Source organism: Ewingella sp. AOP9-I1-14, assembly GCF_052375995.1.
Lineage (GTDB): Bacteria > Pseudomonadota > Gammaproteobacteria > Enterobacterales > Enterobacteriaceae > Ewingella > Ewingella allii.
Genome location: NZ_JBQSVA010000001.1, coordinates 1,093,065 through 1,114,402 on the forward strand (window position 1 = coordinate 1,093,065; position 21,338 = coordinate 1,114,402).

Genomic DNA, 21,338 nt, shown 5'->3' on the forward strand with positions numbered 1-21,338 from the left:
GACAGAGACTTAGCGCCGCAGGGCTGGACAAAGCCCCAAGCGGCGCACAGAAAACGTGCAGCTTGCTTCACGCCCGCGCCTGATGTTGCGGCAGGCGTGCGAGATAATCGCGGCATAAACGCAGGCTTTCGGCTTCCCAATCATCCCCCAGACTTTGCGCCATTTCGGTGGTGGCGTGCGATCCGCGCCAAGCCAGCAGCTGGATCCGCCGCTGAACGATCATCGTGGGGATCACCGCCAGATCCGCCTCGCTCAGCGGGCAGACGCGCTGATAGCCGCGTAGCCAGTGCTCGACCCACTCCGAGGCGCGCGGGTGGTGCTCGACAAAGCTGATCGCCGCCGCCGCGTCATGCATATACCAGCCCATGCCGCAGTCGTCGAAGTCGATCACCCGGGTTTCGCCCTCATGCATCAGCAGGTTGGTGAGGCGCAGATCGGCGTGGATCAGCCCGAAGCGTTCGCTGCTTTTGCCATAGTCTTGCAGCACCTGATGAATGTGCCCGATGGTCTGTTCAATCAGTGGGAAATCCTCTTCGCGCAGCCCCGGCGCGTCCTGCCAGCGCCCCCAATGGCTCTGCGGGCCAACCATGGTGTCGTGATCCCAGACGATGCGCCGGAACCCTTCCGGCTTCACCCAGTTCCGGCTGTGCTGATGCAGGCGTGCCGTCACCTCTCCCAACTGGGCAAAGGCGCGCGGATCAACCTCGGTGGTCGGCATCTCGCCCTCAATCCAGTGGAAAAAGGTGACATTGCGGCTTTCGCCGTCGCTCACCGGCAGGGTCTGCACCCGATGACCGTCGAGCGCCACAATCGCCTCTGGCACCATGATGCCGGTATGACGCAGAGCGTCCAGCCACGCCAACTCGCTCTCTATCTCGTCGCGATGGTGGTAATCGCCGCGATGAATGCGTAAGGCAAAACGCTGGCCGCTGTCACCACGCACCAAGAAAGTGGCGTTTTCCGAGCGGCACAAAAGAGACAACTCCCCGCGAAAAGCGGCGTGATAGCGCAGCAGCGCCTCGCGGGCTAACTGGGTCAGGCTGGCGGCATCAAGCGTATCGGACTGTTTGGCATTCATAGTGTTCACTCCGGCAGGTGGCAATCAATCAAATGAATCGGCCTTCAGAATGAGAGCCCGCCGCGTTTGCTGCTTGACCCGGCAAGAGCAAATGTTGACCGCAGACGTTGCAAGCTCCCCACGAGGAGGAAACTTGACCTCAGGGCGCGCGAATCGCCATTCCACGGTCAAGTTTTGCCGTAGTGACCAGCGCATTATCAAAACACTTCCACTACCGGGACGCCCGGCAACCAGAACTTCATCGCCTGTCAGGAGAAATTATCATGTTGAAAACCAATGCCTTTGACGCCGCAGCCAGCAGCAATATTCCGGCTGAGAATCTGGCGATGATTGAGCGCCGCCGCCGCTTGCTCGGCCCGGCCTATCAGCTGTTCTATAAGAATCCGGTGCATCTGGTGCGCGGTGAAGGGGTGTGGGTGTATGACGCCGAAGGCCGCCGCTATCTCGATGTGTACAACAATGTGCCGTCGGTAGGCCACTGCCACCCGCACGTGCTGGAAGCCCTGGTACGTCAGGCTTCAACCCTCAACACCCATACTCGCTACCTGCATGAAAATGTGCTGAATTTCGCCGAGAAGCTGGTCGGCACCATGCCCGCCGAGCTGAGTCAGGTGATGTTCACCTGCACCGGCAGCGAGTCCAACGATTTGGCCTTGCGCATTGCCGAAGACTTTACCGGCGGCACCGGGGTGATTGTGACCGAGTTCAGTTACCACGGCATGACCAAAGCCATTGCCGGGCTATCGGCGTCGATGGGCCCTTACGTTAAGGTGAATGGCGATGCGCGGGTGATCCCGGCCCCTATCCATAACCCGGCCAATCCGGCGGAAGTGGGCAAACGCTTCGCCAATGATATTCGCGCGGCGCTGGCCGATATGCACCGTCACGGCATCAAACCGGCGGCGCTGATGATTGACACCTTCTTCACCAGCGACGGCGGCTTCTTCGACCCGGCCGGGTTCTTGAAAGAGGCGATTGACGTGATCCACGACGCCGGGGCGCTGTACATCGCCGACGAAGTGCAGCCGGGCTATGGCCGTTCGGGGGAAACCATGTGGGGCTTTCAGCGCCACGGCGTGCTGCCGGATATCGTCTCCCTCGGCAAGCCAATGGGCAATGGTCATCCGATGGCGGGCATCACCATTCAGCCGCATATTTTGCAGCGTTTCGGCAGCGAATCGAGCTATTTCAACACTTTTGGCGGCAACACGGTCTCTTCCGCCGTCGGCCTCGCCGTGCTGGAAGTGATTGAGCAGGAGAACCTGATACCGAGCGTCGGCCGCGCGGGCAAAGCCATTCTCGACGGCATCAGCGCGCTGGCCCAGCGTTTCCCGGCCATCGGCAGCGTGCGCGGCGCGGGCCTGTTTGTCAGCGTAGATTTCGTCACGGCCGACGGCGCGCCGGACTCCGTTACCGCGCTGGCGGTGGTCAACGCCCTGCGCGAAGAAGGCGTGCTAATTGGCGCATCCGGGCCGCACGCCAACATCCTCAAGATTCGTCCACCTTTGGTGTTTACCGCCGAACATGCAGAGGTTCTGGTCGGCGCGCTGGAGAACGTCCTTAGCAAAATGTTCTGAATATCCCTTCAACTGGTTCAGGAGAGCACAATGACATCACAACTTAAACCGACGCTGGGCACGGTACACTTGTGGGCGATTGCCGTCGGGCTGGTGATTTCCGGTGAGTATTTTGGCTGGAGCTATGGCTGGGGCGTAGCCGGGACGCTGGGCTTTCTGGTGACTACGCTGCTGGTCGCCACCATGTACACCTGCTTTATTTTCAGCTTTACCGAGCTGACCACCGCCATTCCTCACGCCGGCGGGCCTTTCGCCTACAGCCGCCGCGCCTTTGGCGAAACTGGCGGGCTCATTGCCGGAATGGCGACGCTGATTGAGTTCGTGTTTGCGCCCCCGGCCATTGCCTTGGCTATCGGCGCTTACCTGAACGTGCAGTTTCCCGACCTCAACCCTAAAGTGGCCGCCTTGGGAGCCTATGTTGTGTTTATGGCGCTGAATATTCTCGGCGTGAAGCTGGCCGCGATATTCGAGCTGGTGGTTACCGTGCTGGCGGTGCTGGAACTGCTGGTGTTCATGGGCGTAGTCGCGCCGGGCTTCAGCGTGAGTAATTTTGTGCTCAACGGCTGGGCGGGCGGCGAGCATTTCGGCTTACCGGCGTTTTCCGGCATTTTCGCTGCGATCCCCTTCGCTATCTGGTTCTTTTTGGCTATCGAAGGCGCTGCAATGGCCGCCGAGGAAGCCAAAGATCCCAAACGCACCATTCCCAAAGCCTATATCAGCGGAATTTTAACGCTGGTGGTGCTGGCGATTGGCGTGATGGTGATGGCCGGCGGCGCGGGCGACTGGAGCAAGCTTTCCAATATCAATGATCCTCTGCCGCAGGCGATGAAGATGGTGGTTGGCGAGCACTCCGGCTGGATGCACATGCTGGTGTGGATTGGCCTGTTCGGGCTGGTTGCCAGCTTTCACGGCATTATTTTGGGCTATTCGCGGCAGTTTTTCGCGCTGGCTCGCGCCGGGTATTTGCCTTCCGGGCTGGCGAAACTGTCACGTTTTCAGACGCCGCACCGGGCGATTTTGCTCGGCGGCGTGATTGGCATCGCGGCGATTTTCAGCGACGGATTGATTAATCTGCAAGGCATGTCGCTGACGGCGGCGATGATCACCATGGCGGTATTTGGCGCGATTGTGATGTATATCATGAGCATGCTGAGCCTGTTCCGCCTGCGCAAAATTGCCCCAGAGATGGCACGCAGCTTCCGCGCGCCGGGCTATCCGCTGGTTCCGGCCATTGCGCTGGTGCTGGCGGTGGTCTGTCTGCTGGCGATGCTGTGGTTCAATTTAGTAATTGCCGGGGTGTTCGTGCTGTTTATGGCGGTGGGTTATCTCTATTTCGCGGCCACCAAGGTGCAGCGCAGCAGCGCGCCAAAAGATCTGATGTTAGAGGGGGAGTGAAAAAAGTGGGTCTGCCTTTGGGGTTAGAGCGGCGGAGCCGAGATTGGCGATGGATAGTTGATCGAGACTGACGGGCTTACTAAGGGGTGAGGCGTCCCTGCGGGAACCTCATCCCCTTAGTTTCCCTGATATCGGGCATGACTGGACAGTCAGTATCGAATCACTATTAAAGGGTCTGCTTGGGAGATTTGGCAGACCCATTTCTTTTTGGGGTGGGTAAGTAAGAAGGATTATTAGAGTGGCATACGTTCCTGCGGCCACAACCACGCGGCACCGCGCACGCCGCTGGAGTCGCCGTGGGTGGCTTTGAGGATTGGCGTTTCGCACTCGCCGCCGAATACCCACTGCTTGAGCAGTAAAGGCACGGTCTGGTAGAGCCTGTCGACGTTACTCATGCCGCCGCCGAGGACAATCACGTCCGGGTCGAGGATGTTGACCACGTTTGCCAAAGCTTTCGCCAGTCGGCGCTCATAGCGGCCCAGTGCCAGCTCGGCCACGGCGTCGCCTTCGTCGGCTAATTTGATGATCTCCGGCCCTTTCAGACGCTGGGTTGAGAGGCGGAAATAGTCCTCTTCAAAACCGGTGCCGGAGCAGAAGGTTTCGACACAGCCTGATTTGCCGCAGTAGCACGGCACTTCCTGCGAGAAACGAATTTCGTCTTCGTCCGGCCACGGCAGTGGGTTATGGCCCCACTCTCCGGCGTTGCCGTTGCCTCCGGCATGGACTTCGCCGCTAAGCGCAATGCCCGAGCCACAGCCGGTACCGATGATCACCGCGAAGACCGCTTTTTTGCCCGCGCCCGAGCCGTCAGTGGCTTCGGAAACCGCCAGACAGTTGGCGTCATTGGCGATACGCACTTCGCGCTCGAGCAGTGTGGCGAGATCTTCGTCGAGCTGCTGGCCGTTGAGCCACACCGAGTTGGCGTTTTTCACTTTGCCCGTGAAGGGCGACAGCGTGCCGGGAATACCCAGCCCGACGCTGCCGCGCTGGCCGGTGGCTTTTTCGGCGTCCAGCACCAGCCCTTCGATGGCTTTTAGGGTCTTTTCATAATCATTTCGCGGCGTATCTACGCGCTTGCGAAACAGCTCGCGCCCCTCGTTGGACAGCGCGATCACTTCGATTTTTGTTCCACCTAAGTCAATGCCAATACGCACGGGTGCCTCACTTGGTTTTGTCTGCGATTTCTGGTGTTCAGGTTAATCAGTGTAGAGCCCAGCGACCAGTCTGCGAGAAGATTTCCTAACGACGACCGCCGCTCAATTGGGTATCATGCCGCCCTGCATTCGATAAATCAGCGTACCACGGGTACGCACGGACAGGGATAACATCATGTTATGGTTTAAAAATTTGTTGGTCTACCGTTTGAGCCGTGAAGTCTCTTTGTCTGCCGACGAGATGGAAAAGCAGTTAAGCCAGTTTACCTTTACGCCTTGCGGCAGTCAGGACATGGCGAAGACCGGCTGGGTGTCACCTATGGGTTCACACGGCGGCGACGCGCTGACCCATTCGCACAATGGCCAGATCCTGCTTTGCGCCCGTCAGGAGCAGAAGATCCTGCCCTCTCCGGTGATTAAGCAAGAGCTTCAGGCCAAGATCGAACAGATCGAAAGCGAGCAGCATCGCAAACTGAAGAAAACCGAAAAAGATTCGCTAAAAGATGAAGTGCTGCACAGCCTGATGCCGCGCGCCTTCAGCCGTTTCAGCCAGACCTTCATGTGGATTGATACCGTCAACGGCTTGATCATGGTTGACGCCGCCAGCGCCAAGAAAGCGGAAGACATGCTGGCCCTGCTGCGTAAGAGCCTCGGCTCACTGCCGGTGGTGCCGCTGACCATGGAAAGCCCGATTGAGCTGACGCTGACCGAGTGGGTTCGCTCAGGGGAAACCCCTGCTGGCTTCACGCTGCAAGACGAAGCCGAGCTGAAAGCCATTCTGGAAGAAGGCGGTGTAATTCGCTGTAAGAAGCAGGCTTTGGTCAGTGATGAGATTGCCACCCATATCGAAAATGGCAAGCTGGTGACCAAGCTGGCTGTTGACTGGCAGGAGCGCATCGCCGTGGTGCTGGCCGACGACGGCAGCATCAAGCGCCTGAAGTTCAGCGATGTTATCCGCGAGCAGAATGATGATATCGACCGCGACGACTTCGCTCAGCGTTTTGATGCCGATTTCATCCTGATGACCGGCGAACTGGCAGCCCTGATTCAGAATCTGGTGGAAGCACTGGGCGGCGAAGCGCAGCGTTAATTGTCGCGCCAGGCCCAAAAATAAAGGACGCAATTCGCGTCCTTTTTTCTTTCTGCCGGTGGGCGGTCAGAATTTATTTATTCAGATATTTGCACAGGTAAGCAGTAGATTCAACCACTTGTAGGTTGAACTCGCTGTGGCCTGGGACATAGAATTTTTCACCTGGCTCGAAGACCTGCCAGTCAGGGGAACCCGGCATTAACACTTTCAGCGAGCCGAGCAGGACGGTCATCTCTTCAGGTTTATCGGTGCTGAAGGTGTACTCACCCTTTTCCATTACGCCGACGCTCGCAGCACAACCGGCACTGTCGCTGTCAAAACCAATCGACTTTACCTTCCCTGCAAAATACTCATTATTTTTCAACATAGATTGGCCCTTCGCGATAATTTTAAGAGTCTCCATATTAGGGGCAGAAAAGCCTCGCTGTCACTGATTATTGTTGGTTTATGGCGGAGTACCGAGGCGTGCCGCAAACGCAGGAAAGGGATTTGATTTCACCGGGGCGCAGTGCCATTCTGGACAGTTGTGAATCTGCCCCTTTCCGCCACCGATTGATAGGTCATCTGCATGTCTTTGCCGCTGGAACTCCATCGTTTATTGCCCGCTTTTATTAGCGCGGCGCAGAGTGAGAACTTCTCGGCCGCGGCCCGCCAGTCCGGCGTAACGCCTGCCGCCATCAGCAAAAACATCCGCGTGCTGGAAGAGAAGCTTGGGCTGCGACTGTTCGCCCGCAACACCCACAGCGTGGTGCTGACGGACGAAGGCAAAGCCCTGCTGGCGGAGATCCAGCCACTGTGGCAAGCCCTCGCCTCGACCCTTGAGAATGCCACCAGCCGCGATGGCCAGCCGTCGGGCAGCGTGCGGGTTAGCGTGATCCCGGGATTTGGCCAGTTGATGTTAATGCCGCTGCTGCCGGAATTTCTCAAACGCTTTCCACAAATCAATCTTGACCTCTCTTTGGAGGCACGCGTGGTGAATTTGGTGGCAGAGGGCTTTGACGTGGGAATTGGCAATCGCGTCGACCCGGATAGCCGCCTGATAGCCCGCCAGCTCAGCCCGATGCGCAATATTCTGGCTGCCTCGCCGGGCTATTTGCGGCAGTTTGGTACGCCTTCTGCGCTGAGTGATTTGGCTCATCATCAATGCCTGCTGCATCGCAATCCGGGGAACAATCAGATAGTGAAGTGGCCGCTGGCCGAGCCTTTCCAAACCAGTGAGCTACAGGGAAGGATTATCGCCTCGCGGCCGGACTTGCTGATTAATGCCGCGCTGGCCGATCTTGGCATTGTCTGTCTGGCAGACTGGTATGTGAACCCGCATGTGCAAAGCGGCGATCTGGTGCCAGTGCTGGAAAGCCATTGGCAGCCAGGCGTGCCGCTGTGGCTCTATTACAGCTCTGCGGATTTACCGCCGAGAGTGCGAGTGTGGGTGGAGTTTGTGCTGGAACACTTTCGCGGCTGACCCACTGAAATTCACGCATAAAAAAGGCCTGTTAAACAGGCCTTTTTCGTATTCAGATTGGGTGCAACTCAGACGATAAGCTCGGCGGCCAATTTGGCGACCAGCACGTTTGACAGCAGAACCGGGATGCCTAGCTTACTTTGCAACAAGTCACCATGATGACGGTGATAGCCAATGCAATCCAGCACCACCACCTGCGCGCCCTGCTCTTCAAGGGCCAGCGCGGCTTCGGTCAGCTTGGCTTCATCAGCCAGATAAGGGCTGGCGACGGCGAAACACGGCTTTTTCGACAGCTTACGCCACTTGTTGGCCTGCTCCTCAATCTGCTCTTCCACTGGCACCACAATGCCCACCTGATGCGTCCCAACAATCGCGCCCACCAGCGGCGGAATAATTCGGTCCGGCTCAAGCAGCATTGCGGTTTTGGCCTTCAGGCCGTGAAACTCGCCGGTGCAAAGCAGCAAAATGGTTTCGCAGCCCAGCTCTTCCAGCCAGTCCACTTTTTCCTGCAATGCGCGCTCCACGTGCCACGAGCCGAGAGTGACCTGCGTGCCGTCTAACAGGCGCGAAACCAGCAGCGGCTCCCCCTGTTCGGGCGCGAAGCGCTGCTCGATTTGTTCCGGAGTCAGCCCGTCAAGCAGGCCGACGTGGGTCACGGCATCTTCAGGAAGGTATTCCATCAACAGCGGCATGATGTCGCTACGTGGTGCCTGACCGATAGTCAGAGTCGCAAAGGAAGTCATCATAATGCTTAATTCCGGCTTTGCAGGTGGCGCAAGCTTCCGTACAGCGACAACAACAGTTGATATTCGTCGGCATCAAAGAACTGACAGGTGCCACGACCAAACTCTTTAGCGACTTCAACGGCAAATTTCGCCGTCAGTGCAATATCGACTTCATGGCTTGCGCCCGTCCCACAGCCCGGAACCACTGATTCAGCCGTAATTGCCACGCCCACCACCGGCACGTTGGTCGCCGTTGAAGGTTGCAGAATGCTGTTCAGGTGGTGCACACCATTGCCATAAGGCGTGATGTCCTGAGTGGTGATTGGGAAAGTCACCGCCGGTTTGCCGCTGGTCATTTCCATAATGCGCAGTAAATCTTCGGATACGCGCAAAATATAACCTTCTTTAACCGTTGGCGAAATCGCAAAACCTTTATGGTTTATGATTCGGTTACCTTTGGTGGTATCGATGGACAAAATCGCGTCCACGCCCGCTACCACTTCGTTATCATTCATGGTGACGTCGTCGATTGGCGAGTCCATGAAATCCACCGGATCATGAGGTCGAGTCGGCGCATTCGGGCAGATATGGGTGGTGACGATAACGTCACCGGCCAGCACATCGCCTTTACGCTGCATCTCAGCGAGCTTGAGAGCCGCGCTGATAGCCGCGATTGCGCCATCGGCGTCAGACACCACGCCAATGCGCGTCGGACGCGCACCTATGCCGCCTAAGCGACCAATGATCCCAAGCGTTGGCGCACTGCCGCCGCTGATTTTACCGTCGCTACCCGGCAGCGTGATTTTAACAAAATCAGTGCCGCCTTTCGGGCCATCCGCGCGGTGTGTAGTGGCCGTTACGCCAGAATATCCAGCGAACAAATCCACCACGTCCTGACCACTGACGTACGCGTTATCGATCAGTTCGAACACCGTTAATGTTTGTTGCAAACTCATGGTGCTTTCCTCTTAATACTTCGCGACAGACGCTACGAGAGCGCACATGCCAAAACTGCCGCGATAGCCGTTCATTTCTTTTCACTATTGAATGAAAGAATGAATCAGTCTGTTTTTTACGTTTGGCTTCGTGAGCCCTGGTGTTGGTGCAGTATTCTCGTCGTCTCTCGAGCCAGCCGATGCGCTGGCCGAACTCGAAAGGGTTGGAGTATTATTTAGCCTTGGAGCTGAAAATCGAGTTAAAGAAGCTGTACAGTGCGTCACCGGCAATAAAGCCTGCCGCCAGAATCTCCATCGGCGTGCGGCCCTTCTCACCCCAAATACGGATGATGATGATACGCAGCACGATACCGGTGATAACCGCCCATCCAGCCATAACGCTGTTAATCAGCAAACCGGTCGCCAGCAGAACACCGAGCTGGCGCTTAGGCCCGCCGATAAGCTGAATTAACGCGCCCGGAATGGCCCAAATCATTAAGCTGTATGCAATGCCCGGCTGTGCACCTGCCTGAATCGTCTTGGCGTAGACGCGGGCTACCGGCGGAACTAAATCCTGCGCGAAGTAGCCGATATGGGCGTACCAGACCACCGGAATAGCAATCACAAAAGCAATCAGTGCGGCGAACAGCTGGATACGACGCCCCAGCAGTTCAGCCTGTAAATCTTTGCCATAGCCGCGCAGGATAAATCCGGCTTTCAGGTCAAAGCCCATGTCGGCGAAGGCTGGGCCAGTCGCGGCCGTAAAGCCGGTCAGCACGCAGAGCGCCAGCGGCGGGAAGCCAATCAAAATACCGACAATCAGGGTGATCAGCGCCACGGCAAAGGCCGGGAACCAGCCCGAGTGCATGGCGGCAATGCCGACAATCAACTCATGGAAGAAAGCGGCAAAAGCGGCGTAGACGATGAACGCAATCAGCATGCCGATCGACATTTCGCTGTACAGACCGCCCGCCAGCGCCAGCAGCGCGGCAATGGCAATATACCCAAAGGCGCCCAGACCCAGTGCTTTACGCACTTCGGTAGCGGGCTGAGTGAAGCTGGCTTTGGCTTCGGCATTTTTCGCCCGCACCACCTGCACCACTTGAATCAATGACACCAGCCCTGCGCCCACCATCATGCCGTGTGGGATGTACATCGCGTTGAGGTCCATGCCCGCTAAAGGCTGCGCATAAGCGCGGATCAGCAGGCCGATACCAAACATGCTCAAGGCCCAGATATTGCCGATGAACGCGGTACCAAAGGCGGCCATCGGGATCTTCAGCATCGCGCCGCCAAGGCCAACTATAACCCCAGCAACCAGCAGCCAGGCCTGACGCCCGCCTTTGTCACCCGCCTTGATAGCTTCTGCGGCGGCGACGCCCGGCGGCCATGCGTTGCTGGCCGGGAACACCTTGGTGTCGAACAACCGGTAAAGCAGGTAGGCGTCCAGCAACATGGCTACGGACACCCCGATAAACATCGGTAAAATAAGCTGCGGCTGCCCCATAACGTAAGGGATAGCAATGGGCATCAGCAGGCTATTCGCCGCACCAAAGGTGGCGGAAGAGATCACCGTCTGCGCTAAGTTTTGGGTGTGAATAGAACGATAACGTTGAAAGGCTTGCATCGGAATGCGCGCCAACAACATGGCAAATAACGCGCCGATAATCGACGTGTTAGGCGTTACGCCCAACGTCGTTATCAACTGCACGCCGATGATGGCTCCCAATAAAGAGAGCAATACCATCACAATTAATGTGCCAACATCCCTGAGTGGATTCTGCTTATTATTTTGAAGCTCATGTTGTGCCATAACTGCCCCTGAGATTGGTGCAAATAAACGCGTTATTTTCGCTATTAAGATCCACAGTGCTTAATTGGCAAAAAGTCGCGGTGAGGTATCAGTCTATTGCCAATACTCATCACCCAATTTTTCAGCTAATTGCTGAGTGACGGCCAGCAGCCCCTCTTTGATCCCGGCGGGAATATCCTGACCTTCTTGTGGCGAAGGAAACGATAAACACAGTCCCACCATCTCATTGCGGTGCTTATTGCTAATACTGGTGGCTAATGTACTGATGCCTTGCAGAGTTTCGTTGCAGGCATGAGACACGCCGTTTTCCCGTATCTCCGCAAGGCGAGCTAATAATGCCTCTAAAGTTTGCGGAGAATTGATCGAATTAACACGATAATCCGTGCCAAATCGTTGAATCACATCATCAATACTGTGGCGCGCCAAAATTGCGCGCCCAATGGCAGTTTCATGAGCTGGCAGTAAACTCCCCGCCGGTGTCACCACTTGTAAATAGGTTCTGCCGGGGAACATGCGCATGACCATAATGTCGCGCCCCGACAGCATCGAAATATAGCCCGTACACTGCGTCAACTGGCCAAGCTGCGCCATATAAGGCGAAGCGGCATCGACCAAAGGCGCCGATAAATAGTGGCTGGCCACCGACAGCAGTAACTTGCCAATGCGATATAAACGGCTATCCGGATCGCGTTCTAACAATCCCTGCCCTTCCATCGTCATTAATAAGCGCGATGCCGTGCTTTTCGGCAACTTCAGGTGCTCGACCACGTCACTGAACGACAGGCCGGGATGGCCCTGTCGGCTTCCTTGTTGGGAGAATAATTTTAATACCGCAGAAGCGTTTTCTAATGTGGTCATGCTTATAGTTCCGATATGTGGAACCTAGTTCCTATAAGATTGAGTAAAAATTAAATCCGATAAGGAACAGGGTCAAGATGTTTCTTTTTTGTAAGTTAAATAAGGATGATTAAATATGCTTCACAGGGGGTAGGGAGAAGCCTTTTCAGACGATTCAACACGGCTTTCCAGAATAATAAGCCGCATTGAATTTCATTGTCAGAATATTGCATCAATTATGACCAGGGCGGCTTTAACTGATGTCTTCATCTTCATAGCGACGTTTGGAGTCCAAAGCTTCGCTTTCGGTTTCATGTTCACTGATCAAGGTATTGGGTTTCGGATGGTCGGCGCGCAGTTCATACCATGTTTCGGTTTTGCCCGACTCGCCTTTTTCAACCGGCACAATATAAGCTTTACGTGGATAGGGAGGCTGACTCGGCATAAAAACTCCTTGGACTTGAGTGAATGCATTAACGTGCAGTCTGTTAAGTATAGACACTCAACTGCGCGAGCTACGAAAGCCGGAGTCAGAAGCCTCTGAAAAGCAAAACGGGCCAGCAGGCCCGTTAACTATTAATGACTGAAAAAGCCAGAGACTAGCGCGCCACCGGCGCGGCCAGCGCATCCAAAATAGCGTCGACAATGCTGGCAGGATCTCGAGTGCCATCAATCACAATATGCGCGGCTTCCTGATACAGATTTTCGCGCTCATTCAGCACTTCTAACATCTCTTCAGTGATAGGTTTGCCGGTCAGCGTAGGACGCTGGTCTTCCAGAGGTGACTCTTCAAGACGCTGCGCCAACGTCGCTGCCGGAGAGCGCAGATAAATAACGGTGCCGGTACGGCGCATAAAGGCGCGGTTTTCCGCCGCCAACACTATCCCACCGCCTGTCGCGACCACGGTCTGGTGGGCGCTGGTGCTTTCAAGCGCCTGAGTTTCGCGACGGCGAAAACCCTCCCAGCCTTCGCGCTCAACAATCTCAGCCACGCTGAGGTTTGAGGTTTGCAGCAGATAGCTATCGGTATCGACGAATTTAAAGCCCAACGCCTGCGCCAGCGCGCTGCCTACCGTGGTTTTACCTGCGCCGCGTGCGCCTATCATGAAAATGGGTTGAGTCATTACTGCTGTCCTTTAAGCCCCGGAGCTTCTTTCATCCAAAAGATGAATATTCTGATGAGTGTCGAAACCGTCAAATTGTACTCGCGAGATAGTACAACAAAAAAGCCTCATCAACAGGTTTTTATCACCCGTTAGTGAAGCTTCTAAGATGTGCGGTCTGTTGAATAGCCCGACTGCTGGCGTTCATCGCCTGTGCAGTGGGCATGATACTCATAAATACTGATGGCGCAATATTTGCGAAGAGCAACCCTAATGCCTAGGGCTGATCCCCCCGTTTTATCGTGGCTTACACACGTAAACCAGCGCGGGCGGGAAATTTTTCACTACGCGGATCTTCTGCCAGGTAAAGTAGCGAGAGAGCATTTTTTCGGATAAATGACTGTATTGAAACTGCACCATCACACCGTCATTGGCTTTCAGACGCTGCTGGGCCTGCTGCAAAATCTTCATGCTGATGCGCGTGGGCATTGATAAGAGCGGAAGGCAGGAGAAGATGGCGTCGAAATCCCCCTCCAGAAACTCCGCCGAATGCGCCATCACCTGCAAGCGCGGATCGTCAATCAGGTTAAGCTTATGCACAAAGCTTGGCTGGATCTCAAACGCCTGAAGATGGGCATCGGCCCGCATGTTGCTCAGAATACGCTTGGTCAACACGCCGTCCGCCGAGCCAAGCTCAGCAATCTTAAGGGACTTAGCCCAGTCAATTTGGCTGAGCATTGAGCGACACAACCACGGCGACGACGGCATGAGTGTCCCCATCGTTCGTGGCGAAGAGATAAAATTCTGTAGATAGAAAAATTGATTCTGCAGCGATACCCGGGTGTTTCTGATCGTCAGTTTTGTCGCATTTAGCATGTTTTATAACCCCTGGGAAAGTAGACCGCTATCAGATAGAAAAATTCTTAAGAATTAATTAATTCCTGCGTTTATTTTTCAGAATTGGCGGGGTTTATAAAGCGGAATAAGAATATTCTCTTTTAAGCCGAGCTTTGGCTTATTCCTTTTTGTTACTTTGTAAGAAAGATTAATAAAATAAACAGAAGGACATATAAAATAAAAAAGCCGACTACTTACACAGTCGGCTTTTTGAAGTTTTTTATCGGTTTGATATCACCAGATGGTCTGGCACTTTCTTCTCGCTAAAGCTTAGCGATAAAGCTCTACGCTTGCGCGTTCAAGGCTGGAGTCGCCTGGGGTGCTGACCCCGATAACGCGGTAGTGGCTCGCGCCTTTGTCGGCAGCTTCGGCTTTCAATTGATCTTTAATACTGCCAGGTGCCCCGCTCATTTGGCTGACAGAAACTACGCCTAATGATTGGTAATTACCGCTATCAGCCTGCGCTGAAGTTATTTGCGTCGCTGCCAGAGCAGAGAAAGAAGCGGTAGTGATAATGGCTGCTGCAATAATAGGTAAGATTTTCATGATGCACACCTTTGCTGTTTGCTGTTCTAAATTCGGTTAATTAATTTTTGCGGATGTTTTCCGTTGAATTAATTATCCGCCAGCCAATGCAAGATGACGTAATGCGCCGTAAAGATGCTTAATCTTTGTGACGAAAATGAGGAGAGAATGAAAGCGAAAATTTCAGTGTCAGGAAGCTGCAGGCAATTAAGGATTTTTGATGGAGTTTGATGACGGATATTTACAGCTCGAGAAGCAGATTCGCACAAATCGACGCCCGATGGCAATCGCTGTTATGATTCTTTTTACTTATTTGAGAAGGGAGTTCGTATATGGCTGGAACCAGCCTTCTGGCATTAATCGATGACATTGCTTCAATCCTCGACGACGTTGCCGCAATGAGCAAAGTGGCCGCCAAGAAAACCGCCAGCGTGCTGGGCGATGACTTGGCGCTAAATGCTCAGCAAGTTAGCGGCGTTAAAGCTGACAGAGAGTTACCTATTGTCTGGTCAGTGGCAAAAGGTTCATTGATTAATAAGGCAATCTTGGTGCCGCTGGCACTATTAATCAGCGCGTTTGCCTCTTGGGCAATCACGCCATTGTTGATGATTGGTGGTGCATACCTTTGTTATGAAGGTTTCGAAAAGGTGGCGCACAAGCTATTGCACGGCAAAAAAGATAAGCAGCAAAAAGCGGACGCCTCGCGCGAGGTTAAATCCGACGCTGATATTGCCAAGGTAGAAAAAGAGAAGATCAAAGGCGCCGTGCGCACCGACTTTATTCTCTCGGCGGAAATCATTGTGATTTCTCTGGGAACCGTCGCCGCCGCGCCGTTTATGAGCCAAGTGACCGTGATGGTGCTGATTGCTATCGCCATGACGCTGGGCGTGTATGGTTTGGTCGGGCTGATTGTGAAAATCGATGACGCGGGTTTGTATCTGAGCAAGCTGCGGGGTGAAAGCAGCCTAATGAACGGCGTACGCGCGTTTGGCGGCATGGTGGTTAACGCCGCGCCGTTGCTGATGAAAACCCTCTCCGTGGTCGGTACCATCGCCATGTTCCTGGTGGGTGGTAGCATCATCAGCCACGGTTTGCCCTTCATGCACAGTCTGGTTGAAGTGCTTAATCACGGGCATCAGGGCTTTGTCAGCACGCTTATCACCGGTGCAACCGATCTGGCTGTCGGCCTGATTGTCGGTGCCGCCGTGCTGGGCGTCGTGATGCTGGGCCAGAAAATCTTTAAGAAAGGCTAATTAAAAACGCCAATAAAAAGGGCTGCGGTTTATCTCGCAGCCCTTCTTCTTTTATAAAGACAGTTTTATAGAAACAGTCCTACCGGCTAACTTTTCTTGGCAATGATAAAGGCCAAATCCACGGTAAAAGTACCGTCCTCTTGGATCTCAAAGTGCTGAATCACTTCGTCTGACATCGCTTTTTGCAACTCACGGATCGCCACCACAAAGTGCTCTGGAGTGCGCATTCTCTCAACCCAGCTTTTAAACTCTAACTGCGTGCGCCCGGAGGTTAACTCTTGGACTAACAACCCAGCTTCGCTAAACAGCGTCAGCCACTCGCCCGGCGCATAGTTGTGGACGTGCGAGGTATCGCGCAGTTTTTCGATGGTCTGCAAAAAGATGTCTTTCACTGGCTGGCCGGTAGAAGCCAGATCCATCATGATCATAATGCCGCCGGGCTTCAGCACGCGGCGCACCTCGCGCAGCGCCTGACCGACGTCGTGCCAGTGGTGTGCAGAGTAACGGCTAATAATGATGTCGGCACTGCTGTCGGCGAAAGGCAGTGACTCCGCCACGCCCTGCTCGACGCTGATATTGGCTAAGCCTTTGTCCTTCGCCGCCTGACTGACCACTTCCAGCATTTGCGCTGACAAATCATAGGCTACCACCTCTTTTACCGCCTTCGCCGCGACGAAGCTGGCGTGCCCAGCTCCACAGCCTAAGTCGATAATTCGGGCGTCCGAGTGTGACTGCAACACTTTGGCTAATCTTTGTAAATCAGGTCCTTGTGAGTGAACCGCGCTGGTTAAGTAATCCTGCGCCTGTGAACCGAACTGCTTATCGACCGTCTGGCTGTGACTGTTTTTGCTTTCCATTGAGTGCTCCCGTCTGTTTGTTATTGTTGTTTTGCCGATGATGCTGCCTTAGCCAAAATGGCCGTAGAAACACTATAGGTACTGTTTTATACGGGTACAATATGAGCATTTATACTAGTATTAATAACACCCTGTCTGAGTCTTTAATCTGAGTAGCGACGGCGATGAATAACAACGATCCTCTGAATGGCCCGAAAGCATTAGGCGCATTTTTGCGCGCACAGCGCGAGCGTACTTCGCCGCAAGATGTCGGGTTGCCAAGCTCCCCGCGCCGCCGGACCAGCGGGCTGCGCCGCGAGGAGTTGGCGCAAATCAGCGGCATCAGCACCACTTGGTATACCTGGATCGAGCAAGGGCGAGACGTGTCGATTTCCGCCGCGACGCTTGATCGATTGGCGCAGGCGCTAAGGTTGGAGAGTGCCGCGCGCGAATACCTCTTTAGCCTTGCTGAGATCAAAGATCCGCAGGCTAAAATTACCGATAACGCGCCGGACGCACACATTCGTGAATCCGTGCATCAGCTCAACTGTCCGGGGTATTTGCTGGACAGCGCCTGGAACGTGCTGAGCTGGAACCCGCAGGCCGAGCAGCTTTTCGCGGGCTGGCTGGGGGTGGATTCCCAACCGAACCTGCTACGCTTTATGTTTCTCAATCCGCTGGCCCGCACGCTGGTAGTCAACTGGTCGCAGCGCGCCAAGCGCGTGGTAGCCGAGTTTCGTGCCGAAAGTGCACATTACGCCCATTCAGATGAGATTCGCCAAAGCGTGATGGCGCTGCGCGAAGAGAGTGAAGTGTTCGACCAGTGGTGGACGCAGCAGGACGTGCTGGGCCGCGAAGGGGGAGAACGCCGCTTCCAGCATCCGATTCAGGGCGAAGTGGTGTATCGCCAGCAGACCTTCTTCCCAGCGGGCCATGCAGAATTCAAACTGGTGATGCTTATCGAACAGCACTAAGCCCAATTGACGGTTTATCAGAGATATGTGAGGCTGAATTAGCCTATTTCCACATCCCTATTAACGCCCTGACAGGAGTCATTCATGCAAATTCGCCAGATCTATCAGGATGACAATATCGAGATCCGTGTCGCCACGGAACTGGAAGCTCAGCTTCATTTCGATGCGATCAGTGACTCTGTAAAAGAAATCGGCGCGTGGGAAGGTTGGTGCACCGAGCATTACGCACTGAAAGATAGCCGCAAATATTTGCTGGAATGTGCAGAAAAACAGCTTCGCGGCGTGGAATATAACTTCTGCATTTTTGATCGCCACAGCGGGCAAATAGTGGGCGCGGTGAGCGTGAACCGTATCAATACTGATTACAAATTTGGCAATGTTGGCTACTGGATCCGCAGCGGCTTTACGGGTAAATCATTGGCCACTATCGCGGCGAAAGCGGCGGCCTATTTTGCATTTAATAAGCTGGGCCTCACCCGCGTGGAAATTGTCGCCATGGAGGAGAATCTGCGTAGCCGCCGCGTTGCCGAAAAGCTTGGCGCCGTCTCTGAAGGCCTGCACCGCAATCGCCTCTACTATCACGGCCAGCCGCGGAACGCCTGGATGTATTCATTAATACCCAGTGACTTAACCGACTGAATAAATTAAAAATCACCCCCTGCGAATAACTAGGATAAGACATCAAAATGAGCTCTTCTGCACATACTGTTTCAACCGAATGGCTGGCGAAAAATCTCAATGCGCCGGACGTGGTGATCATCGACTGTAGCAAATCTAAACCGGGCATCACGCCGCCGATTGATTTCCACGGTAGGTATCTTGAATCACATATTCCGGGCGCAATTTATGTCGAAGTCGACAGCATTTCTGACTGCACCACCGGCCTGCCGCATATGATGCCAACCGCCGAGGAATTTGCCGCGTCGATGGGCCGTTTAGGCATCGCTGACACCCAAACCATCATCCTTTATGACGAAGGCGATCTCTTCTCCGCACCCCGAGTTTGGTGGATGTTGACCAGCTTCGGTGCGAAAACCGTGCGCGTGCTGGATGGCGGATTTAATGCCTGGAAAGCCGAGGGCCGCCCAACCCAGAGTGGTGAAATTGTTCGCGTCCCGAGCACCTTTAACGCCAAGCTGATTCGCCCGGTGGTGGTTAACTCCCAGCAAGTTATGGACTCATTGGGCAAGGTGCAAATCATCGACGCGCGCTCGCTGGGCCGTTTCAAAGCAGAGCAGCCGGAGCCTCGTCCGGGCCTGCACGGCGGCCATATCCCCGGCAGCCTGAGCGTGCCTTTCACAGAACTGACGCATAACGGCCATTTGAAGTCGCCACAGGAGCTGAAAGCCACCTTTGAGCGTCTGGGCGTTGACCTGAATAAGCCGGTCATCACCAGCTGTGGCTCCGGCGTGACTGCCGCCGCACTGGCGTTTGGGTTGGATTCGCTCGGCGTGAAGGATATCATGCTGTATGACAGCTCATGGGCCGAATGGGGCAGCATCGACGAAGACTACCCTATCGAAACCCACTAAAACGCGATTGTTCGTGGCAATAAAAAAACCGGACTCTGAGGTCCGGTTTTTTATTGCATGAAGAGATTTAGAGCTGGCTCACGCCAAGCTGCAAGGCGGCATCTCGCATCTGGTGAATCACCTGATACTCCTCGCGCGGCAGAACCGTAAAACCTTTGATAAGCAGCTTTTCGCACAGCACCTGATTCTCAGGAGCGGCGATAGTTTGAGTCACGGCGTGCCGCAAAATGCTGAGCATCTCCGGCGAAGTTGACGCCGAAGTGATCAGCGGCAAACCCGGCGCCGCGGCCGTCTGGCCGATAATGCTCAACCCCTCGACTTCCTGTGGAACATAGCGGCGCAGCAGTTCCAGCGTCACGCAATCTATGGCAGCAATATCGGCACGCCCCTGCTGAACGGCAGCCAGTGAGTGGCGGTGGCCGCCGGTTTCCAGCCTGTCGCCAAAGAACTTTCCATTCTCAGCCAGTGGCGCAATCAAAGCTCGCAGGCTGTTAAAACCTGACTGCGAGTCAGTGCTGTTGAACGCCACGGTCCGGCCGCGAAAATCGGCTAGAGTAGCTTGGCTATCTTCAGCGCGAGCCAGAAGAAAACTGCGATAATAAGGCCCATTACAGCCCGGCGCGCTGTAATTGAAGGTACCAATCAGTTGGACCTGAGGCAAAAACTCGACCAGCGGAAAACCACAGGTCTGGCTAAGCAGCAAATCCTTCTCCTGCCAGTGCCCGAGAAGGCGATCGGGCCATTCAAGTTTAGCGGGAAGAGAGTCCAAACCGGACGCCGCTAACTTATCGCGAAGCGCCTGCCAAAATTGTTCGACGTCATTGAGCTGTACGCCATACATCGGCAATGAAACCAGCATGCAACACTCCTAAATTCAATATTCCTGACGGACCTGTTGCTGATAATCATAGCCGCTGAACGCTTCTGGCGCATCCGGCTGCCCGGGTGCCAGAGGGTGGATTTCAACATGAATCGGTTTCAGCGCGTGCTCATTTAGCCACTGAGAATAGCCTTCCACCAAAAAGCCTTCGCTGCGCTGAATGTAGGCTTCTCTTTCAGCCAGATACACCTTACGCAAGGCATACCATGGCAGACCGGGTAAGTCATGATGCACCAGATGGTAATTGAGATTGAGGAACAGCAAACGCCAGCCGAAACCCGCCTCATTCAGCGTGGAGCGAGCCTCCGGCGCTTCGTGAGCGCGGTGTTCGAAGAAAGAGCGCAGCTTGGTTAAACTCAGCGCAGGGTAACTAACCGCAATGACGAAATAAACTGGCGACAAGCCGCGAAGGCTCATCCAGTACAGCAGCGCTGCAAGCATCGCGATATGAATCACCCACATCGCGATGGTTTTTATCTCGCCTTTAAACAGAGCCATCAACGCGCCGGAAAGCGTGGCGTAGATATCCAGCAGCGGGCCGACAATCATCCGCCCCGGCAGAGTATTGCGCAGCTTAATCACGGCAACAAACCACGCGGGGAATCGCTCCCAGCGCGCGCGGGTAAAGTAGTAACCTTCAGGATCGTCTTCCGGCAAAGTGAGGTGGTCATTGCGATGATGATGCAAATGCGAGTCACGGTATAAACCGTACGGATACCAAACCGCCAAGGGCAAGGTGCCAAACAGCTGGTTCAGCCAGGCTTTGCGGGTCGGATGGCCGTGGATCAACTCATGCTGTAACGACATATACCAAGTAGTAAACAGCACCAATAGAGGTGTCGCCACCCACGCGCCCAGCGTTTGCCAGAAATAAACCACGGCGAACCAACCGCTGTAAACTGTCACCATCAATATCCATGTCGGCATTTCCAGCCGCCACCACCACGCCTGCGAAAGCTGGTGAATATCGGCTCGTTGTCGAGCATGAAGATAATGAGAAGTCGAAGACATAACGGCGCGCCAGAAGAGAAGATGCGGCAATTATCAAGTAGCGGAAAAGGTTAGTTAAGCGACTAATAACGCTTTGATTAGCAATTAAATTGCTAAAGCTGGAGAGTAAATAAACAGTTGTGGGATAAGTTGAGATTGTTACACTTCACGCGGGTGCTCAGGATCTTTCTGTTCTGAGCAGCAGTCAAATCGATGTTGTAAGGCGCAGAAAGAGAAAAGCCCCGAATTGAGTAAATCAACCCGAGGCCACTCTTATGCTCC

At 54.6% G+C, this 21,338-nt stretch carries 22 protein-coding genes; 8 read left to right on the forward strand and 14 right to left on the reverse strand.

The window, feature by feature from the left end; all coding sequences use genetic code 11:
* Positions 1 to 67: 67 nt before the first annotated feature.
* Positions 68 to 1,078, reverse strand: a complete 1,011-nt coding sequence (locus tag ACT3RT_RS05040; protein WP_485903530.1) for a phosphotransferase enzyme family protein — start codon at positions 1,076 to 1,078, stop codon at positions 68 to 70.
* Between the two features lie 263 nt (positions 1,079 to 1,341).
* Here ACT3RT_RS05040 and ACT3RT_RS05045 point away from each other — a divergent pair, with 263 nt between their 5' ends.
* Both ACT3RT_RS05045 and eat read left to right on the forward strand, forming a co-directional pair.
* Positions 1,342 to 2,655: an aspartate aminotransferase family protein gene (locus tag ACT3RT_RS05045; protein WP_353503144.1), complete on the forward strand. Its 1,314-nt coding sequence runs from the start codon at positions 1,342 to 1,344 to the stop codon at positions 2,653 to 2,655.
* Between the two features lie 30 nt (positions 2,656 to 2,685).
* Positions 2,686 to 4,050 carry an ethanolamine permease gene (gene eat, locus ACT3RT_RS05050; protein WP_485903528.1) on the forward strand — a complete coding sequence of 455 codons (1,365 nt, stop codon included), beginning with the start codon at positions 2,686 to 2,688 and terminating at the stop codon, positions 4,048 to 4,050.
* Between the two features lie 233 nt (positions 4,051 to 4,283).
* On the opposite strand, the gene mak is transcribed toward eat, so the two are convergent.
* Entirely contained in the window at positions 4,284 to 5,204 is a 921-nt protein-coding gene (mak, locus tag ACT3RT_RS05055; RefSeq protein WP_034792477.1) for a fructokinase, read from the reverse strand.
* A 175-nt stretch (positions 5,205 to 5,379) separates the two neighbouring features.
* Here mak and rdgC point away from each other — a divergent pair, with 175 nt between their 5' ends.
* The gene (rdgC, locus tag ACT3RT_RS05060) at positions 5,380 to 6,294 is read left to right on the forward strand and encodes a recombination-associated protein RdgC (protein WP_034792478.1); all 915 of its coding nucleotides are present in this window, start codon (positions 5,380 to 5,382) and stop codon (positions 6,292 to 6,294) included.
* A 73-nt stretch (positions 6,295 to 6,367) separates the two neighbouring features.
* Here rdgC and ppnP read toward each other — a convergent pair whose 3' ends face one another.
* Entirely contained in the window at positions 6,368 to 6,661 is a 294-nt protein-coding gene (gene ppnP / locus ACT3RT_RS05065) for a pyrimidine/purine nucleoside phosphorylase (protein WP_034792479.1), read from the reverse strand.
* Between the two features lie 201 nt (positions 6,662 to 6,862).
* Between ppnP and ACT3RT_RS05070 the strand changes: the two genes are divergently transcribed.
* On the forward strand, positions 6,863 to 7,756 hold the full coding sequence (locus ACT3RT_RS05070; RefSeq protein WP_485903524.1) for a LysR family transcriptional regulator: 894 nt from the start codon (positions 6,863 to 6,865) through the stop codon (positions 7,754 to 7,756).
* A 68-nt stretch (positions 7,757 to 7,824) separates the two neighbouring features.
* On the opposite strand, the gene ACT3RT_RS05075 is transcribed toward ACT3RT_RS05070, so the two are convergent.
* The 8 genes from ACT3RT_RS05075 to ACT3RT_RS05110 all read right to left on the reverse strand — a co-directional run bounded on the left by ACT3RT_RS05075 (position 7,825) and on the right by ACT3RT_RS05110 (position 14,612).
* Positions 7,825 to 8,502 (reverse strand): AroM family protein, encoded by a 678-nt coding sequence (locus tag ACT3RT_RS05075; protein ID WP_353503147.1) that lies wholly within the window; start codon positions 8,500 to 8,502, stop codon positions 7,825 to 7,827.
* A 5-nt stretch (positions 8,503 to 8,507) separates the two neighbouring features.
* A complete protein-coding gene (locus tag ACT3RT_RS05080) occupies positions 8,508 to 9,437 on the reverse strand; it encodes a DUF1177 domain-containing protein (RefSeq protein WP_396131149.1) in 930 nt (309 codons plus the stop codon).
* A 211-nt stretch (positions 9,438 to 9,648) separates the two neighbouring features.
* Positions 9,649 to 11,163, reverse strand: a complete 1,515-nt coding sequence (locus ACT3RT_RS05085; RefSeq protein ID WP_396131231.1) for an OPT/YSL family transporter — start codon at positions 11,161 to 11,163, stop codon at positions 9,649 to 9,651.
* 159 nt (positions 11,164 to 11,322) lie between these two features.
* Positions 11,323 to 12,087, reverse strand: coding sequence for an IclR family transcriptional regulator (locus ACT3RT_RS05090; RefSeq protein ID WP_353503149.1), 765 nt, complete (start codon positions 12,085 to 12,087; stop codon positions 11,323 to 11,325).
* Positions 12,088 to 12,319: 232 nt separating this feature from the next.
* Positions 12,320 to 12,511, reverse strand: coding sequence for a YaiA family protein (locus ACT3RT_RS05095; RefSeq protein ID WP_353503150.1), 192 nt, complete (start codon positions 12,509 to 12,511; stop codon positions 12,320 to 12,322).
* 154 nt (positions 12,512 to 12,665) lie between these two features.
* Positions 12,666 to 13,190 carry a shikimate kinase AroL gene (gene aroL, locus ACT3RT_RS05100; protein WP_485903522.1) on the reverse strand — a complete coding sequence of 175 codons (525 nt, stop codon included), beginning with the start codon at positions 13,188 to 13,190 and terminating at the stop codon, positions 12,666 to 12,668.
* 276 nt (positions 13,191 to 13,466) lie between these two features.
* Positions 13,467 to 14,045 (reverse strand): class I SAM-dependent methyltransferase, encoded by a 579-nt coding sequence (locus tag ACT3RT_RS05105; RefSeq protein ID WP_353503152.1) that lies wholly within the window; start codon positions 14,043 to 14,045, stop codon positions 13,467 to 13,469.
* A gap of 291 nt (positions 14,046 to 14,336) precedes the next feature.
* On the reverse strand, positions 14,337 to 14,612 hold the full coding sequence (locus tag ACT3RT_RS05110; protein WP_353503153.1) for a YdgH/BhsA/McbA family protein: 276 nt from the start codon (positions 14,610 to 14,612) through the stop codon (positions 14,337 to 14,339).
* A gap of 311 nt (positions 14,613 to 14,923) precedes the next feature.
* Between ACT3RT_RS05110 and ACT3RT_RS05115 the strand changes: the two genes are divergently transcribed.
* The gene (locus tag ACT3RT_RS05115) at positions 14,924 to 15,844 is read left to right on the forward strand and encodes a DUF808 domain-containing protein (protein WP_396131154.1); all 921 of its coding nucleotides are present in this window, start codon (positions 14,924 to 14,926) and stop codon (positions 15,842 to 15,844) included.
* 86 nt (positions 15,845 to 15,930) lie between these two features.
* On the opposite strand, the gene ACT3RT_RS05120 is transcribed toward ACT3RT_RS05115, so the two are convergent.
* A complete protein-coding gene (locus tag ACT3RT_RS05120) occupies positions 15,931 to 16,701 on the reverse strand; it encodes a class I SAM-dependent methyltransferase (RefSeq protein WP_496202586.1) in 771 nt (256 codons plus the stop codon).
* 164 nt (positions 16,702 to 16,865) lie between these two features.
* Here ACT3RT_RS05120 and ACT3RT_RS05125 point away from each other — a divergent pair, with 164 nt between their 5' ends.
* The 3 genes from ACT3RT_RS05125 (at position 16,866) to sseA (ending at position 19,186) form a co-directional block, all read left to right on the forward strand.
* On the forward strand, positions 16,866 to 17,654 hold the full coding sequence (locus ACT3RT_RS05125; protein WP_496202587.1) for a helix-turn-helix transcriptional regulator: 789 nt from the start codon (positions 16,866 to 16,868) through the stop codon (positions 17,652 to 17,654).
* Positions 17,655 to 17,738: 84 nt separating this feature from the next.
* Positions 17,739 to 18,293 (forward strand): GNAT family N-acetyltransferase, encoded by a 555-nt coding sequence (locus ACT3RT_RS05130; RefSeq protein WP_396131157.1) that lies wholly within the window; start codon positions 17,739 to 17,741, stop codon positions 18,291 to 18,293.
* Between the two features lie 47 nt (positions 18,294 to 18,340).
* On the forward strand, positions 18,341 to 19,186 hold the full coding sequence (sseA, locus tag ACT3RT_RS05135) for a 3-mercaptopyruvate sulfurtransferase (RefSeq protein ID WP_496202588.1): 846 nt from the start codon (positions 18,341 to 18,343) through the stop codon (positions 19,184 to 19,186).
* A 67-nt stretch (positions 19,187 to 19,253) separates the two neighbouring features.
* Here the strand turns inward: sseA and ACT3RT_RS05140 are convergent, their stop codons facing one another.
* Positions 19,254 to 20,045: a phosphate/phosphite/phosphonate ABC transporter substrate-binding protein gene (locus tag ACT3RT_RS05140; RefSeq protein ID WP_353503159.1), complete on the reverse strand. Its 792-nt coding sequence runs from the start codon at positions 20,043 to 20,045 to the stop codon at positions 19,254 to 19,256.
* A gap of 15 nt (positions 20,046 to 20,060) precedes the next feature.
* Positions 20,061 to 21,077, reverse strand: a complete 1,017-nt coding sequence (locus ACT3RT_RS05145) for a fatty acid desaturase (protein WP_496200571.1) — start codon at positions 21,075 to 21,077, stop codon at positions 20,061 to 20,063.
* Positions 21,078 to 21,338 lie beyond the last annotated feature (261 nt).